This is a genomic window from Leifsonia poae (genome assembly GCF_020009625.1).
In the GTDB taxonomy this organism is placed as follows: domain Bacteria; phylum Actinomycetota; class Actinomycetes; order Actinomycetales; family Microbacteriaceae; genus Leifsonia; species Leifsonia poae_A.
Window position 1 is genome coordinate 2,276,818 of sequence record NZ_JAIHLP010000002.1, and the last position, 15,838, is coordinate 2,292,655.

Annotated in this window: 17 protein-coding genes and 1 pseudogene; 8 read left to right on the forward strand and 10 right to left on the reverse strand. The window is 69.1% G+C overall.

Features of this window, described 5'->3' with window-relative positions; genetic code table 11:
- Positions 1-6: 6 nt before the first annotated feature.
- The 3 genes from K5L49_RS11475 to K5L49_RS11485 all read right to left on the reverse strand — a co-directional run bounded on the left by K5L49_RS11475 (position 7) and on the right by K5L49_RS11485 (position 3,253).
- Entirely contained in the window at positions 7-981 is a 975-nt protein-coding gene (locus K5L49_RS11475) for a GNAT family N-acetyltransferase (RefSeq protein WP_223692869.1), read from the reverse strand.
- Positions 982-1,076: 95 nt separating this feature from the next.
- Positions 1,077-2,315: an exo-beta-N-acetylmuramidase NamZ family protein gene (locus K5L49_RS11480; RefSeq protein ID WP_223692871.1), complete on the reverse strand. Its 1,239-nt coding sequence runs from the start codon at positions 2,313-2,315 to the stop codon at positions 1,077-1,079.
- A gap of 68 nt (positions 2,316-2,383) precedes the next feature.
- Entirely contained in the window at positions 2,384-3,253 is an 870-nt protein-coding gene (locus tag K5L49_RS11485) for a MurR/RpiR family transcriptional regulator (protein ID WP_223692873.1), read from the reverse strand.
- Positions 3,254-3,413: 160 nt separating this feature from the next.
- On the opposite strand from K5L49_RS11485, the gene K5L49_RS11490 reads away from it, so the two are divergent.
- The 5 genes from K5L49_RS11490 to K5L49_RS11510 all read left to right on the forward strand — a co-directional run bounded on the left by K5L49_RS11490 (position 3,414) and on the right by K5L49_RS11510 (position 6,516).
- Positions 3,414-4,334, forward strand: a complete 921-nt coding sequence (locus tag K5L49_RS11490; RefSeq protein ID WP_223692875.1) for an N-acetylglucosamine kinase — start codon at positions 3,414-3,416, stop codon at positions 4,332-4,334.
- Positions 4,327-5,277, forward strand: coding sequence for an N-acetylmuramic acid 6-phosphate etherase (gene murQ / locus K5L49_RS11495; RefSeq protein ID WP_223692876.1), 951 nt, complete (start codon positions 4,327-4,329; stop codon positions 5,275-5,277). The genes K5L49_RS11490 and murQ overlap by 8 nt, the downstream gene beginning before the upstream one ends.
- The gene (locus tag K5L49_RS11500; RefSeq protein ID WP_223692878.1) at positions 5,274-5,876 is read left to right on the forward strand and encodes a GNAT family N-acetyltransferase; all 603 of its coding nucleotides are present in this window, start codon (positions 5,274-5,276) and stop codon (positions 5,874-5,876) included. Before murQ ends, K5L49_RS11500 begins: the two co-directional genes overlap by 4 nt.
- Before the next feature lie 107 nt (positions 5,877-5,983).
- Positions 5,984-6,283: a hypothetical protein gene (locus tag K5L49_RS11505; RefSeq protein WP_223692880.1), complete on the forward strand. Its 300-nt coding sequence runs from the start codon at positions 5,984-5,986 to the stop codon at positions 6,281-6,283.
- Between the two features lie 35 nt (positions 6,284-6,318).
- Positions 6,319-6,516 carry a hypothetical protein gene (locus K5L49_RS11510; protein WP_223692882.1) on the forward strand — a complete coding sequence of 66 codons (198 nt, stop codon included), beginning with the start codon at positions 6,319-6,321 and terminating at the stop codon, positions 6,514-6,516.
- A gap of 105 nt (positions 6,517-6,621) precedes the next feature.
- Here the strand turns inward: K5L49_RS11510 and K5L49_RS11515 are convergent, their stop codons facing one another.
- The 3 genes and pseudogenes from K5L49_RS11515 to K5L49_RS11520 form a co-directional block, all read right to left on the reverse strand.
- On the reverse strand, positions 6,622-8,124 hold the full coding sequence (locus tag K5L49_RS11515) for a glycoside hydrolase family 3 C-terminal domain-containing protein (RefSeq protein ID WP_374107706.1): 1,503 nt from the start codon (positions 8,122-8,124) through the stop codon (positions 6,622-6,624).
- Positions 8,098-8,885: pseudogene (locus K5L49_RS20680) on the reverse strand (glycoside hydrolase family 3 N-terminal domain-containing protein); the annotation flags it as partial. The gene K5L49_RS11515 and the pseudogene K5L49_RS20680, both read right to left, overlap by 27 nt.
- A 106-nt stretch (positions 8,886-8,991) precedes the next feature.
- Entirely contained in the window at positions 8,992-11,706 is a 2,715-nt protein-coding gene (locus tag K5L49_RS11520; protein ID WP_223692884.1) for a hypothetical protein, read from the reverse strand.
- 187 nt (positions 11,707-11,893) lie between these two features.
- Between K5L49_RS11520 and K5L49_RS11525 the strand changes: the two genes are divergently transcribed.
- A complete protein-coding gene (locus K5L49_RS11525; protein WP_223692886.1) occupies positions 11,894-12,127 on the forward strand; it encodes a hypothetical protein in 234 nt (77 codons plus the stop codon).
- Positions 12,128-12,145: 18 nt separating this feature from the next.
- Here K5L49_RS11525 and K5L49_RS11530 read toward each other — a convergent pair whose 3' ends face one another.
- Together K5L49_RS11530 and K5L49_RS11535 are read right to left on the reverse strand one after the other, a co-directional pair.
- Positions 12,146-12,346: a hypothetical protein gene (locus K5L49_RS11530; protein ID WP_223692887.1), complete on the reverse strand. Its 201-nt coding sequence runs from the start codon at positions 12,344-12,346 to the stop codon at positions 12,146-12,148.
- A gap of 37 nt (positions 12,347-12,383) precedes the next feature.
- Positions 12,384-13,016 (reverse strand): TMEM175 family protein, encoded by a 633-nt coding sequence (locus K5L49_RS11535; RefSeq protein WP_223692889.1) that lies wholly within the window; start codon positions 13,014-13,016, stop codon positions 12,384-12,386.
- A gap of 193 nt (positions 13,017-13,209) precedes the next feature.
- On the opposite strand from K5L49_RS11535, the gene K5L49_RS11540 reads away from it, so the two are divergent.
- Complete coding sequence (locus K5L49_RS11540; protein WP_223692891.1) at positions 13,210-13,989, forward strand: amino acid permease; 780 nt, start codon at positions 13,210-13,212, stop codon at positions 13,987-13,989.
- Positions 13,990-14,074: 85 nt separating this feature from the next.
- A complete protein-coding gene (locus tag K5L49_RS11545) occupies positions 14,075-14,704 on the forward strand; it encodes a hypothetical protein (protein WP_308116538.1) in 630 nt (209 codons plus the stop codon).
- A gap of 167 nt (positions 14,705-14,871) precedes the next feature.
- Here K5L49_RS11545 and K5L49_RS11550 read toward each other — a convergent pair whose 3' ends face one another.
- Together K5L49_RS11550 and K5L49_RS11555 are read right to left on the reverse strand one after the other, a co-directional pair.
- Entirely contained in the window at positions 14,872-15,108 is a 237-nt protein-coding gene (locus K5L49_RS11550) for a carbon storage regulator (protein ID WP_223692893.1), read from the reverse strand.
- Between the two features lie 4 nt (positions 15,109-15,112).
- Positions 15,113-15,829 (reverse strand): hypothetical protein, encoded by a 717-nt coding sequence (locus K5L49_RS11555; protein WP_223692895.1) that lies wholly within the window; start codon positions 15,827-15,829, stop codon positions 15,113-15,115.
- Between the last annotated feature and the right edge of the window lie 9 nt (positions 15,830-15,838).

Sequence of the window (15,838 nt, forward strand, 5' to 3'; positions counted from 1 at the left end):
TGTTGTTCAGACAGCGAGCGGCGCGTGCAGGATCGCGAATGTGCGAGTGATGGTGAAGCCGGTCTTCGTGTAGAGGTAGCCGGCGGCGGAGGTCTCTTCCGTCCAGAGGAACCACGAGCTGTGGGCGCCGAGGGCGCGCATCCGCTGCAGGGTGAGGTGGAGGAGGATTTCGCCGAGCCCGGTTCCCCGGCTCTCGGGCAGAACGCCGAACGGGCCGAACCGTTCGAGGACGTTCTCGTAGGTTCCGTGCATCGCCCAGCCGAGCATGACGCCGTCGGGGTTTCGCACGCAGAGGATGCGTTCGAGCGACTGCCCGCCGAGCACGCCTTCACGGATGCCGCGCGCCCAGTCGGGGTTGAAGCGGCTTCCGGCGATGTCGATCAGGTCGACGAGGTCGTCGCCCGTCGGGGATCCGAAGCTCCAGCCGTCGGCGCTCAGCGCGGCGACACGTTCGCGGATGCGTTCGGGGAACTCGTAGTCGTTGAGACTGCGGTCCATCGCGACCGACTCGTACTGCGTGGTGAAGCCGAGCGAGGCGAGCAGGCGGGAGGCGTCGGGGTAACGTTCGGCGTCGAGCCCGGGGAGGAAGTAGTTGGGGGTGTACGACGAGAAGTAAACCGTCGTCGCGCCCTGACCGGCGAGCCAGTCCATGACGCCGCGCACGAGTTCGCCCCCCAGACCGTGCCGGCGTGCACCGGGTACCACGAAGAAGAACGGGATCCAGCCCGAGCCGGCTTCGAGGTCGGCGCCGTCGGCGGCGATCCGGCGGCGAACGCCGTACGCCGCTCCGACGATCGCACCGTTCTGTTCGGCGACGAGGAGTCCGTCTTTGTCGAAGTTCCGGTCGAGCAGGAACATGTCGCGGAAGCGCTCGTAGGTGATGCCGTCCGCCGGTGCGGCGGCGGTCCAGGCTTCGGCGATCGCGGGCCCGTCTCCGGGACCGAATGGTCGGATCGTCGCGTTGGATGTGGACTGCTGCATCGAATCTCCTCGTGCGTTCTCACTTCGGTGTGCCGGCGCATCCTGGCCTGGCACCGAAATTACCGGCGTCGGTAGAACTATGTCAAGCATTTTCATCATTTGATAGTTTTGCGGCAATGGTTTACGCAGTTGTCACAGGCTCGAAACACGCGGGTAGAGCAGCACCTCGTCACTGTAGACATCGGAGACGTCTGCGACGCCCGGGCCGAGCGCCGTCGGCGGGACGCCGGAACCCATCGCCTCGCGCAGCGAAGCCGACCCCAGAGACGGTCGACCGCATAGCCGCGCTCGCCCGACTCGACCCGCACGCCGGGGTCGAGGAACCGGAATTGATCAGGATACAGTTCGGCGACCGTCTCCAGAATCACGAGCCCGGTTCCGACCGGTTCGAACGCCGAGCGGTCGGTGAGGTGGAGCTGCACGCCGCGCAGCGTCTCTCCCGCGTACTTGTGGAACGTCGGTGCGAACCAGATCTCCCGGAAGGCGACACCGGGAAGGTCGCGCTCGCGCAGAGCGGTCGCCAGCCTGCCGTCGATGTAGGGCGCCCCCAGCACCTCGAACGGTCGCGTCGTCCCACGGCCCTCGCTGACGTTCGTGCCCTCGAACAGCCCGGTTCCGGTGAACGCGAACGCCGTGTCCAGCGTCGGCATGTTCGGCGACGGCGGCACCCAGGGCAGGCCCGTGGCATCGAAGTCCCGCATCGCATCCCAGTCGCGCATGCCCACCACGTCCAACTCCACGGAGAGCCCCCGGGCGCGCAGATCGCGCGTCACGAACAGCCGGGCGAGTTCGCCTGCGGTCAGCCCGTGGCGCTGATGGATGTCGCTTCGCCCCACGAAACTGGCGAAGCCGTCGACATCGAGGCCGGGCCCGGCGACGACGGCGCCGCCGAGCGGGTTCGGGCGGTCGAGCACCACGACGCGGATGCCCGTGCGGGCGGCGCTCTCCAGGCAGTCGTAGAGCGACCAGATGTAGGTGTAGAACCGCACTCCGAGGTCTTGCATGTCGAAGACGACCGTGTCGACGCCCGAGGAGACGAGCAGTTCGTCGAGGGCCTCCCCGCTCTTCAGATATGTCTCGACGATCGGCAGATCGGTGGCGATATCGTACCGGCCGGACTCGGTCTCACCGGCTTGCACCGAGCCGTTGAGCCCGTGCTCGGGCCCGAAGAGCGTCGTGATCGGCACGCCGGCGGCCAGGAGGGCGTCGATCGTGCGACCGAGGTCGGGTGTCGTCCCCGTGAAGTTCGTGAGCAGCCCGATGGCGCCCTCACCGAGGAGCCGCGGTGTCTCGACGGCGATCTCGATGCCGGTCCGGGTGCGCTGGTGTGTCATGTTCTTCCTTCTCTGTGCGCGCGCCATCGCACCCGGTGCGGTGCGCGCACAGTCAGGCGGATCAGCGCTCAGTGGTCGTCTCGGAGCTCCTTGACGATTTCGTATGTGCTCTTGAGCGCCTGCACGGTTCGGTCGTAGCGCCCGCGGGCGACGCCGACGAACAGGTAGTCGACGATGGTCAGCTGGGCGATCCGGCTGGCCATCGCCCCGGAGCGGAAGGTCGTCTCCCGCACCGCCGTGCGCAGCACGGCGTCCGCATGGTCGGTCAGCGGCGAGTCGGGCACGTTCGTGATGGCGACAGTGAACGCGCCGCCTTGTTTGGCGCCGCGCAGGAACGCGTTCGTCTCTTTCGTCTTGCCGTTGTGCGAGAACCCGACGGCGACATCGCCCGCATCGATCAGCGCCGCGGAGACGAGCGCATCGTGGGCGTCGTGGAACGCGAGCGCCACATGGCCGATCCGCAGCAGCTTCTGAGCGAGATCCTGCGCTCCCGCATTGCTGGCGCCCACGCCGAAGAGCACGACCCGTTTGGCGCGTTCGAGCCTGCGCACCACGCGCTGCAGCACTTCGATGTCGATGCTGTCCGCAGTCTCCCGAATGCCGAGGATCTCACTGCTGGCGATCTTGGAGACCATCTCGGCCAGGGTGTCGGATGGGCTGATATCGGCCCCGTAGGCGCCGGAGCCGTTGGCGCCGAGCTGCGCTGACTCTTTGCCGAGCTCGGAGGCCATCTGCAGTTTCAGCTGCGGGTATCCGGTCAGGCCGAGCGCCCGGCAGAAGCGCACGATCGAGGCCTCCGACGTGTTGCAGGCGCGCGCGAGTTCCGTGATCGTGTTCTCGACGACGATCTGCGGTCGCTCGAGGATCGCGTCGGCGACTCGGCGCATCGTCGGGGGGAAGGAGTCCACATGCGCCTGGATGTTGGTCTGAATGCTCACAGGGATGACACTAACGACACGGCTCACCCGCTCCACCTCCGTCCCGTCGATTTCTCTCGCTGGCGTGCCACGCTATCCAGGCGAGCGCATCCCTGTCAATGATTTACTTTGCAATGACGAATCCTGTAAATTATCTTTATCACCAGAGGAAGGGGGTCTCGTGACGACACCTGTCGCACCGAGCTCGCTCTCGGTCGATCTCGGCAAGACCCAGTGCCGCATCCGCGTCGACGACGAGAACGGCCGGGTCGAGCGGCACGGGCCCGGGTTCCCCGGATTCGCCGCCGCGTCGAGCGTCGAACTCGCACTCGCCGCGGTCGTGCCCCTCGTCGAGACCGTCGGCCTCGACCGCGTCTTCGCCCTCGGCGGCATCGGCATCGGCGCGGCCGGAGTCGATTCCGGGCCGGCGAACGCCCGCGAATTCGCACTCCAGCTGCGGCAGAGCTGGCATGTCGGGGTCGTCGTGGCCTCCGATGTGCTCACCGCGCACCTCGGTGCGTTCGCCGGCGGCGCGGGCACGGTACTGATCGCAGGCACCGGCGCAGTCGCCTACCGCATCGACGACGGCGGCGAGGCACGACGCTCCGACGGATGGGGGCCCTGGCTCGGCGACGAGGGGAGCGGCCGCTGGATCGGCCAGGCCGGACTGATCCGAGCACTGAGGTCGGCCGACGGCCGCGGCCCCGCGACGACCCTCGAACAGGACGCCCGCGACGTGAGCGGCGAACTGGGAGCCCTCCCCCGCGTGCTCACCGGCGGCGACGACGTCGCCCGCTCCCTCGCCTCCTTCGCCCCGACCGTGCTCCGCCGCGCCGCCGAGGGCGACGACATCGCCTCCGCCGTCGTGGCCGAAGCCATCGGCCACCTCGCCGCGACGACGGCGTCGATCGCCGAACCCGGCGACGCCGTGAGCGTCATCGGTGGCGTCGCCGACGACCCCGGGTTCCGCCGACGCCTGCTCGACGAGCTCACCCGTCTCCGCTTGACGCCGCACCGCCCCGCCGGAACGCCGCTGGACGGGGCGGCGACACTCGCCGTCCGCCGCGACCTTCCCCATGAAAGGTATGCCATCCGTGTCTGACATCTTCAACATCACGCGAGGTTCGCGAGAGCTGCTCCGCGACGAGCTCTCCGCCCTCACGACCGAGGCGATCCGCGAAGACCTCCGCGATCTCGACACGCTCAGCACGCTCCGCATCGTCACGCTGATGAACGAGCAAGACCAGACCGTTCCGCCGGCGGTCGCCGCCGTGCTGCCCCAGATCGCGGCCGCCGTCGACGACATCGCGGAGCGCATGCGGCAGGGAGGCCGCCTCATCTACATCGGCGCCGGAACCCCCGGTCGTCTGGGGATCCTCGACGCGAGCGAGTGCCCGCCCACGTTCAACACCGACCCGTCCCAGGTCGTCGGAGTCATCGCCGGCGGCGACGGCGCGATCAGGATCGCCGTCGAGAACGCCGAAGACGACGAGCAGGGCGGCGCCGACGCGCTCGCCGAGCTCGATGTGCGGGCGGCGGATGTGGTCGTCGGCATCTCCGCATCCGGGCGCACCCCGTATGTGGTCGGCGCCCTCGGCTTCGCCCGTGACCGCGGCGCCCTCACCGTCGCGCTCGCCTGCAATGGCGGGTCGACGATCGGCCGTGGCGCCGACCACGTGATCGAGGTCGTCGTGGGTCCGGAGGTGATCGCCGGCTCCACCAGGCTCAAGGCCGCGACCGCGCAGAAGCTCGTGCTGAACATGCTGTCGACGATCACGATGGTGCGGCTCGGGAAGACCTACGGGAACATCATGGTCGACCTCCGCGCCACGAACGAGAAGCTGCGCGCCCGCGCGGAACGCACCGTGATGCTCGCGACCGAGTGTTCCGCCGCGCAGGCCGAGGACGCCCTCGCCCGATCGAACGGGTCGGTGAAGACGGCGATCCTGATGGTGCTCCGCGGCCTTACCGCCGACCAGGCCACCACCGCGATCTCCGCCACGACGAGCCTGCGGGAGGCGTTGGCCACGGCGGGGCCGGTGTGATCCGCGGCTACGGCGCGGCCGACCTGGCGGCGGTCTACGACATCTGCGTCAAGACGGGCGCCTCGGGCGAGGATGCGACCGGCCTCTACGACTCCGACTCCCTCCTCCCCGACATCTACGCCGGCCCCTATCTGGCCCTCGAACCGCGGCTCGCCCGTGTGGTGGAGGTCGACGGTCGAGTGCTCGGGTACTGCGTCGCGGCGGCGGACAGCGCCGCGTTCGCCGCCGCATACCGGCGTGCGTGGCTGCCGCGCTTCGCCGCCGCGCATCCGCTCGTCGTTCCGCCGCGCACGCCGAGCGAGCGCCTCATCGAGATCGGCCACAGGCCCGAGTCGCTGATCGGCCCCGACGCCGAGCTGTTCCCCGCCCACCTGCACATCGATCTGCTCCCCGACGCGCAGGGCGCCGGATGGGGACGGTCGCTGCTGCGCGCCCTGCTGGCCGATCTGCGGGCGCTCGGCGTTCCCGGCGTGCAGCTGGGTGTCGGCGAACGCAATGTCGGCGCGCGCGGATTCTATGAGCACCTCGGCTTCGCGCCGCTGCCCGGCTCGCCACAGGACCACCTCCGACTCGGAATCGCCAACGACGCGCCACTCTGAGGTCGCCCCCGGAGCGTCCGTCCCCGGTCGGCGGATGCCGTGGCTCTTGCGCGCGGCGCCGCACGGGCGTTGGATGCTGCCTGAGGCATCCGACGAAAGGGTCAGCCATGTCCGCCAGCGAACTTGAAATGTCCAGCGTGCGCTTTCCTTACCGAGAGCGCATCTTCCACGTCGAGAAGCAGTCCGCCGGACGCTGGGTGGTGCTCGACGACACGCACGCGCAGCTGGGCACGCTCGTGCGGGTCGCGCCCGAGGGTGAGGAGCATGAGCCGGTGTTCGGCGCCATCCCGCCGGGCGACACAGAGACACTGCACGAGGGCTCCGACTGGAAGATGCTCGTGTCATCGCTGATCAACCAAGCGCTCGACCCCGGCCCGGTCTCCACCGGCAATCTCGGAGGCTCGTGACCGGTGGGATGCGCGACGCGGCTACGATACGGAGCGTGAGTCCCACGGCAAGGGCGGTGCTGGGCTGGGTTTCGGCCCTGCTCCTGAACGTCGGCGCGCTCACCTTCGTGGCCGGACTCGTGCTGCCGCGCGCCGAGGGCGCGACGACGATCGTCACCGGCGTCGCGCTGTGCCTGTTCGGTGCGGCGGCCGGGGCGTTCTGGCTGCTCGCGTCGCGCGCACCGCATCCCTGAACCGTCGTCGGTGCAGAACGGCCCCACCCGATCCGGCCCCACCCGATCCGGCCCTACTCGATCCGGGCAGGGCCGAGCCGGGCGGGGCCGATCCGGGCGGGGAATCTACGCGGGAACGCCCGCACCGTTCGCCGCGGCGACGAGCTGGTCGAGCTGGTCGCGCGTGACGGGACTTCCCGGGAAGGCCGCGACACGCACCAATGGCATCGACTCGGCCATGCGCACCAGCGACGGGTCGGAGAGCATCGCCCCCATCCCTTCGTTCCCGGCCTGCGCGAGCGCACCCATCAGGATCGGGCCGCCCACCGGGTGCTTCAGCCATTCCCCGATCGTGGACTCCACCGACAGCTGCGGGATGCCGGCGTCGCCCGCCAGCGAGACCGTCGCCGTGCCGCGCAGATCGCGGGAGGATGCGCCGACCGTGACCTCGTACTCCCCACCCTCCACGATCCACCGCGAGCGCGCCGTGTCGAAGTAGGCGAGGTCTTCGTTCGGGATGCGGATGCTCACGCGCTGCGAACGGCCAGCCGCCACCGCCACATTCGCGAATCCTTTGAGCTCGCGCACCGGGCGCGCGACCGCCGACCCGGGAACCGCGACGTAGACCTGCACGACCTCCCGGCCGTCGCGGTCGCCCGTGTTGGTCACCGTGAGCTCCACGTCGATGCCGGTGTCCGAGCCGGCGACCGACAGCTCCGACAAGACGAACTCGGTGTACGAGAGACCATGGCCGAACGGGAAGCCGATGGCGGCATCCCGAGCGTCGTAGTCGCGGTACCCCACGAAGAGGCCCTCGCCGTAGCGCACATGGCCGGCCTCACCGGGGAAGTTGAGGAACGCGGGGGTGTCCTCCAGGCGCAGCGGGATGGTCTCGGCGAGCCGACCGGAGGGGTTGACCACCCCGAACAGCACGTCGGCGACGGCGCCACCGCCCGCCTGTCCGAGCAGCCAGCCCTCGACGATGCCCTGCACGCGGTCGGCCCAGCCGGAGAGCCGCACGACACCGCCATTCGAGAGCACGACGGTGACGCGGGCGCTGACGGCCAGCACCGCATCCAGCAAGGCGGTCTGGGCGGCAGGGAGTTCGAGGTGTTCGCGGTCGAAGCCCTCGGACTCGTCTTCGCCGGGGAGGCCGAGGAAGACCAGCACATCGTCCGCGGCCTTCGCGGCCGCCACCGCTTCAGCGGTGAGCGCTGTCGCGTCGGCCGACCCGTTGGCGTCGATCACGTAACCGGCTGAGAAGGTCACCGTGGCGTCGGCGGCGAGCGACCGGATCTCGTCGAGCGCGTTGTCGAGACGGGTGGGCACGATCTGCGAGCTGCCGGCGCCCTGGTAGCGCGGGGTGCGGGCGAACTCGCCGACGACGGCGATGGTGCGGCCGGCCGTTCCCGCGAGCGGGAGCACACCGTCGTTCTTCAGGAGCACGATACTGCGCCCCGCCACCTCGCGAGCGAGCGCGTGATGGCCCTCGCGGTCGTAGTCGGCGGCCGGGTCGGCGCCGTCGACGGCCTTCTGCACGAGGTCGATCACCCGGTCGGCGGCGGTGTCGAGCACCGTCTCGGCAAGGGAACCGTCGCGCACGGCGGCGACGAGCTGCGCATCCGTCACACCGTCGCTGGAAGGCATCTCGAGGTCGAGGCCGGCGACCAGGGCCGCGACGCGGTTGTTCACTGCTCCCCAATCGGAGACGACGAGGCCGTCGAAGCCCCACTCGCCGCGCAGCACGCTGGTGAGCAGCCACGGGTTCTCGCTCGCGTAGACCCCATTGATGCGGTTGTAGGAGCACATGACCGTCCACGGCTTCGCGTGCTGCACGACATGCTGGAAGCCGCGCAGGTAGATCTCGCGCAGGGGGCGCTCGTCGATGTCGGCGCTGACCCGCAGCCGATCGGTCTCTTGGTTGTTCGCGGCGAAATGTTTGAGCGAAGCGCCGACGCCCTGCGATTGCAGGCCGGTCACGAGCGCCGCACCGAGCCGCCCGCTCAGGATGGGGTCTTCCGAGAGGTACTCGAAGTTCCGGCCGCAGAGGGGGAGCGCTTGATGTTGATGCCCGGGCCGAGCAGCACGCCCACCCCTTCCGCCTTGGCCTCCTCACCGAGGGCGACGCCGACCCGCTCGAGCAGCTCCGCATCCCACGACGAGCCCAAGGCGACCGCCGGCGGGAAGCAGGTGGCGGGAACGCTGTCGCCGATGCCGAGGTGGTCGCCACCCTCCCGCTGCTTGCGCACCCCGTGCGGACCGTCGGTGAGATAGATCGACGGGATGCCGACACGGTCGACGCCTTTCGATTCCCAGAAACTCTTGCCGCTGGTGAGCGCGGCCTTCTCTTCGGTGCTCAGTGCGGCGGCGCGAGGCAGGCGGTCAACCATGGTTCTCCTTCGATACGGTCCCGTGAATATGTGAATACCTTACATTCCTCGGTTTTAGCCGCAACCAGGTTCCCAGTGATCTCGGAGTTCGGTGCTCCGCGACGGTCTAAAGCAGGTCGATCATGCGGTGCAGGTTTGCGACGTACTGCGCCGATGACTGATAGCCCGGATGGGTCGCCACCTGCACCAGATACTCAGCCGGCCCGAACTCGTCGGCCCCGCTGTCGATCTCATTCGCCTTGTGACTGTGGTCGGGGAACCCGAGATAGTCGGTGCGGCGCCACAGGTTGAACCACGCCACCGCGCCCGACGGCTGGGTGAGCAGGCCGCGCAGGGTGGGGTCGTCCGCATCCGATGCCGTGCGGGCGCGGGCGGCGACCACGTCGTCGTCGTCGCGATGGTCTTCGATGACCTGCCGGTACCAGGGGTCGGCGCGCCAGAGCGACGGTGCCGATTGGGGACGCGTCCCGAGGGCTCCCGGCCCGAAGAGCTCCGGCCAGAAACGCCCGAAGTAGACCCGCAGCTGGGTTCCGTAGGTGAGCAGGCCGACATTGTCGACGGCGACCCTCGTCTCCGGCTGCAGGGTGAACAGGCAGGCCACGGCCAGCACCCCGCCGAGGCTGTGAGCGCTGAAGATCACCGTGCGCTCGCCGCGGTGGGTGAGGCCCTCCGGGCCGAGCCAGGCGAGCGTGCGCTGTCGCAGCTCGGGCACCACGCGCTCGGCATAACAGGGCGGACCGAAGGGATGCCCGGCCCGTGGCAGGAAGCAGATGAGATCCCACATGACGCCGAGCGGTCGTTCCTTCTTGGTGGCGGCGTTGCCGGCCACCATCACCACGGCCGCCACCGCGATCACCCCCAGCACCGTGACGACGAGCGCCTGATAGCTGCGCCAGAGCGCCAGGTCGATGTGCACGGTGAGAGCGAACACGAACCCGACGGCCAGCAGGATCGCGAGAAATCCGAGAACGGGCTCACCACGATGGAACATCGCCGCGAACCGGCGAGCGCGCAGCATCTTCATCGACAGCTTGCCCGCATCGCTCACGAACGGCACCCGACCGTCCTTGTAGTCGGTGAGGGGGTAGCGCAGCGGCCGACCGCCGCCGGTGTGCGGCGTGGTCAGCTGCGGCACGCGCACCAGCCGGAGGAACACCATCACGGCCACGAGCGTCAGCAGCAGCAGTGCCAGCAGGGGCAGGATCACGCCGAAGTCACGGAAGGCGGCCGGGGGCGTGAGCCGGCCGAGAGCGGCGGCCGCGGACGCGCCGGAGGGCTTGCCTCCCGTCTCCAGCCAGGTCTCCACCCCCAGCACCAGCAGCGTGGAGAGGATCATCGCGCCACCCAGCGACAGCAACAGCAGCACACCCGGCCCGGTGCCGCGCCAGCCCTGGTAACGGAATGTGCGGCGGCGGGCAACGGGAACGAAGACGATCAGCAGCAGCAGCGCGAGAGCAGCGGTACCGGCGACCGCGAACGCGACGATCCTCGGGATGCCGCCCTCGTCTGCCTGAGACACGGCCACGAGCAGGGCCGACCCGGACACGGTCACCACTGCGATCGACAGCCATCGCGGTACACCGCGGCGCCACCCCAGGGCTGACACGGCGATCGCCAGCAGCGCGCCGAGCAGGATGGACGGTGCCGCGACGAGACCCAAGAACTCGCGATCGCCGGCAGTCTCGTGGTAGTCGCCCGCCGCGGCGACGACACCGGCGGTGAAACCGAACACGACGATCGCGGCCGCCAGGAGCACGCCGGCGAACCGCTCCCGGGTGTGCTGTTTGCGGCGCGCCAGCCGCTCGCGCTGTGCGGCATCAGTGGTCTTCGGCACGGTGTCCGCGGCGGCCGCGATCCGCACGACGACCACGATGAGCCCGGCCGCCGCGGCGAGCATACCGATGCCGGGCAGCAGTGCGGCACTGAGCGGACCGGAGGCGAGGTCGAGGCAGGCGTTGCCCGGCACGAAGAAGGTATTCAGGGCGCCGCAGCCCGCGCTCCCCGCGAACACCCTGTCCCAGCCGAGCAGCAACGCTACGAGCAGGAAGGAGGCGGCGAGGTGGAGCCATTCCGTCGGGGCGCCGACACGCGCCTGATCCCAGAACCCGTCCGAGGCGAGGGGGCGGCGGCGCGCGCCCCCGCCGGCGCGCATCGCCGTGACCGTCTCGAAGATGCCGGCCTCGTAGCGCATCCGGGCATGGTGCGATACGAGGAAGAGCACGAAAACCCCGGCGAGCGGAAGCAGCGACAGGATCGCGAGCCGGGGGCCGCGCTCCGGCGCCACAGAGTCGAAGAAGGTGGTGAGCGCGTTCGGAAGCGCCGGGCAGGATTTGCCGTCGCCCAGGCACTGCGAGCCGACGAGATCGAGACTCACCGATGCGAGGGCGCAGACGTAGAGCAGCGTGAGCCCGAGGGCGAACACCCGCAGGGAAGAGGCGCCGCGGCCCGCTCGCCACTCGTTACTGCCTCGCTGGATCGGGATCTCGCGCGCCCAATACGCCGTGTTGCAGAGGCCGAAAGGCAACAGGAGCAGCCAGGCGACCTGCACGAAGAACTGCCCGATCACGAAGAGGGCCCCCCCGTCGGAGCGCGCCATCGCACCCCAGGAATAGGCCTCGCGCCGAACGCCGACCGGCGGCGTGGCGGGGTCGGCGGGATCCCCCGGCGGCGCGGTCGAGATCCAGAAGCCGCCCTCATCGTCCCCCTGGTCGAGCCGCAATTGCGCGGCGGGGATGCCGAGCATTTCGCTGGGCGGTGTGTTCTTGATCCCGTGGATGCGGAGTTCGAGGATCCGCGGCCCATCCTGCGCGGCATTCGTCATGATGGGCGAACAATACTCCCGCCCGCGATTCCTCGTCCACCGGGATCGGGGAACGATCGTCCAGGGCTGCACGAACGTGCGCCGCCCGCGCCTAGCCCGGCCGCGCCCGCCGGCGTAGAGTCGCCTCACGCCCGCCGGTGGGCGCGGTCTGCGCCGCCGTCGGAAGGCCAATTCTGAAGGAGCCACGATGAGCGCGATGGACGAGCAGACCGGCGACGACCGGGAGAATCTGGAAGGCACGTACACCGAGAGCGATGGGGAGGGGCCCATCGAGCGGACGGTGCACGGGCAGTACACCGAATCCGACGACTTCCCCGGCCCGGAAGCCGAGACCGAGGGCAGCTATGTCGACTCGGACGACGCCGAAGAGGCGCCGGCGAACGAAGAGCAGGGGGACTACACCGAGACCGACCAACCCTGAGATCTCTGCGCCGACGCGTCAGCGCAGCTTGCGCTGCACCGCCTTGCGCGCCTTCTGCGCTTCGCGGGTCGTGTCTTTGCGAGCCTGCTTGACCGTCGGGTCGTTCCAGAACGAGGTGACGGCCCCCTTCATCTGCTCGTAGCGTTCGCGCCCGGCGCGAGCGCCAAGAACGTAGGCCACGCCGGCGATGACGAGGATGACGAGGAATCGGGGTCGCATGAGTTCTCCTACCGCTGTCTGTGGCCGACGATAACCCTCACGACCCGCTCTGTGAACCCCGGCGACCGAACACCCGGTTGAGCAGCAGGTAGAGCGGCGTGGAGAGCAGCATCAGCAGCACCCAGAACATGCCGACGTTCGGGTAGAGCGACGCCAGCACGGTGGCGACCAGCAGCAGCAGCGGCGCGCAGCAGGCCCGCACCAGATCGACCTGCCCCCGCCCCCGCTCGGTGAGGAGGGCCGGGTTGCGCATCAGGAGGTACTCGATGAGCACCATCGCGCCGCTGGTGACGACCATGCTCCCGATGTAGAAGCCGTACACATCCCCTCGCCCGTTCTGAGCATTCGCGAGCAGATTCGCGGCGAACGGTACGGTGACGATGCCGGCCATCCAGAGCAGGTTCGCCCAGAGCAGCCCGGTCGAGTAGCTGTCTACCCACTCGAACACGCGATGGTGCACCATCCAGAACCGGCCGATCACCCAGAACGAGATGACGAAGCCGATCACCTCGCCGCTGTTCGTGCGGAGGAATTCCCACAGCGTCATGTCCGTGATCTTGGACGAGACGTCGACGAGGGGCAGGATCAGGATGGTGATCGCGATGGCGACGGTCGCATCCGAGAAGTTGACGAGTCTGTCCAGCCCGCGCTCTGTTCGGATCTCGGCCATAGGCTCATTCTGCCGCGCTGACGCACATTCCGCTGAGGTCTTCGATATCAGTTGCAATCCCTTATGACGACAGCCGTTATGGGCCGTGATCTTTACAAGAAGCCATCGAATCCGTACAAACTTGTTGGTCTCAAGGGATGCGTGGTGCTAGCGTTCGCGCAGAACATCCGTACACCGCAGTACAGGGAGAGACATGGCTGACGTCGACACCGCGACCTCGAGCCCCACCGGGGCACCGCAAGAACCGCACGAACACAAGCTTCAGGCCGATGGCGTGAGCGCCGCGGGCTCCATCGTGATGGCGGTCGCCGGCAGCGCTCCGGCCTACTCGATCGCCGCGACCACGGCCACCCTCGTCGCCGCTGCCGGACTCGCCAGCCCGGCTGCGCTGCTCTGGTGCGGGCTCCCTATGCTCGGCATCGCCTGGGCCTTCATGTACCTCGGCCGAGCGGATGTGAACGCCGGCGCCGCATACTCCTGGGTCGGTCGGGCGCTGCACCCCATCCTCGGGTTCTTCTCCGGCTGGGCGCTCGTCGTCTCGGCCACGATCTTCATGGTCGCCGGCGCACTTCCCGCCGGCGCGATGACGGTGGCGCTGTTCAGCCCCGAGAACTCCGGCAATGTGGGATTGGTCACCGCGATCGGCGCGGTGTGGTTCCTCGTCATGGCGGCCTGCGTACTATTCGGCGTGCGGATCACCGCCCGGGCACAGTGGATCATGTCGCTCGTGGAGGTGGCCATCCTCTTCGTGTTCGCCATCGTCGCCATCATCAGGGCCTCGACGAGCGCGCACGCCGGCCCGTCGTTCTCGTGGGACTGGCTGTCGTTCGCGCACTTCACCGGCCCCGGGCTTTCGTGGCGGCCGCGCTCGTCGCGGCCTTCTACTACTGGGGCTGGGATGTGGCCTCGAACCTCAACGAGGAGACCAAAGACGGCCACAAGAGCGCCGGGATGGGCGGCATCATCGGCGTGATCATCGTGTTCGTGCTGTTCGAGGTGTTCACCATCGCGACGCTCGTGATGCTCCCGCGAAAACCATCGAGGCCAACGGCGGTAACGTGCTCGGCGTGCTCGGCGAGGTGATCTGGCCGGGTGTCGGCGGGAAGATCCTGATCGTCGCCGTGATGCTCTCCACGATCGCGACGCTCGAGACCACGCTCATCCAGGTGACCCGCACGCTGTTCGCCATGGGACGCGACCACACCATCCCCGCCGCCTTCGGCCACTCGCACCCGAAATGGCGCACCCCCGCGTTCGCGACCCTCGTCGTCGTCGGCGTCTCGCTCGTGCTCTTCATCGGATCGAACTTCCTCGGCAGCATCGGCGAGATCCTCAACAATGCGATCAGTTCGATCGGACTGCAGATCGCGTTCTACTACGCGCTGGCCGGCATCGCCGTGGTGGTGGCGTATCGCAAGATCATCTTCAAGTCGGTGAAGAACTTCATCTTCATCGGCCTGTGGCCCGCCCTCGGCGCGCTGTTCATGGTCTGGATCTTCGTGGTCTCCATCCCGTCACTCGACACGATCGTCGTCGTCATCGGCATCGGTGCTCTGGCGCTCGGGATCGTTCCGATGATCCTGTTCTGGAAGAAGGGCAAGGCGTACTTCAGCCGACGACCGCTGGAACTGCCCGACGAGCTGGACGCGACCGCTCCGGCCGGCGTGGACGACGCGCCGGTGAAGTGACGCCGGGGCCGGTCACGGCTCAGGCAGGTCTTCACCGTCGCCTCGCCGATGACGAGCTCGGCGCCGATGGCCGCGTTCGTGCGCCCGTCGGCGGCGAGCCGGAGCACGTGCGGGATGTCCGGGTCGGTCTCGTACACGACCGGGTGAGGAACGCGGGGAGGTTCCGGCTACAGGCCGAGAGACTTCTTGATGAGGGATTCGGCGTCGTCGGTGGTGGCGGCCGATGTGCTGGCCTCCTGGTTGGCCTCCGTGACCGCCCGGATCACCTCGTCGCGCTGGATGCGGACGCCGCGCGGCGCATCGATGCCGATGCGGATGCCGTCGCCGCGGGCATCCAGGATCGTCACGACGATATCGTCGCCGATGAGGATGCGCTCACCGGGCTTCCTCGTCAATACCAGCATTCCCTCAGCCTATCCCGCCCGGTGCACCGTCGATCCATCGCACCGGGATGCCGAGCCCCCGCACCGTCTCCGGCGTCGCCGTGAGTGCCGCACCGGAGACGACGAGTCCGTCGACCGCCAGCACTGCGTCGACGGCACGCACCCAGCCCGCCGTGTCCTCCGTCTTGCGCGAAGAGTCGACGGCCGCCCACACCTGGTCGGGTTCGATACCGGCCAGGCTTTCGGCGATGTCGGCCACCGCGGCCGCCGCGCCACTGAGGCCGTAGGCCACCACGATCGCCCGTTCCCGGCGCACCCCGTCGGCGCGCGCCCGCAACGCCCCGCGCCGGTCGTCCGCCCGCGGTGCAGCGGCGCGCGAGCTGCCGCCCGGGCGCACCTCCGCGTCGCCGATGTCGGCGGCGAGCTCCCGCGCGGCGGCCAGGGCGTCAGGGCCGAGGCCGACCACAAGGGTGAGGTCGCCGCGCGCCCGCAGCAGGGCGGGTGGTGGCGGGGGAACGCGCAGCGGGGCCGATGTCGGCTGCGGCCCGGTTCGCGGCGGGATTCGTGCAGCGGTTCGCTGTTCCGCGCCGAGCCCGGCACCGATATCCGATTCCGGGGCGCCGACACCCCCAGCGGGCGCCGTGCCGAGAGGCGCTTCGGCCTCCACTTCGCCGACCGTGCGCACCAGATCGTCGAGGATCGACTGGAATGCAAGACTGCTGGTCGAGACGGCGGGGAGCATCGGTTCGGC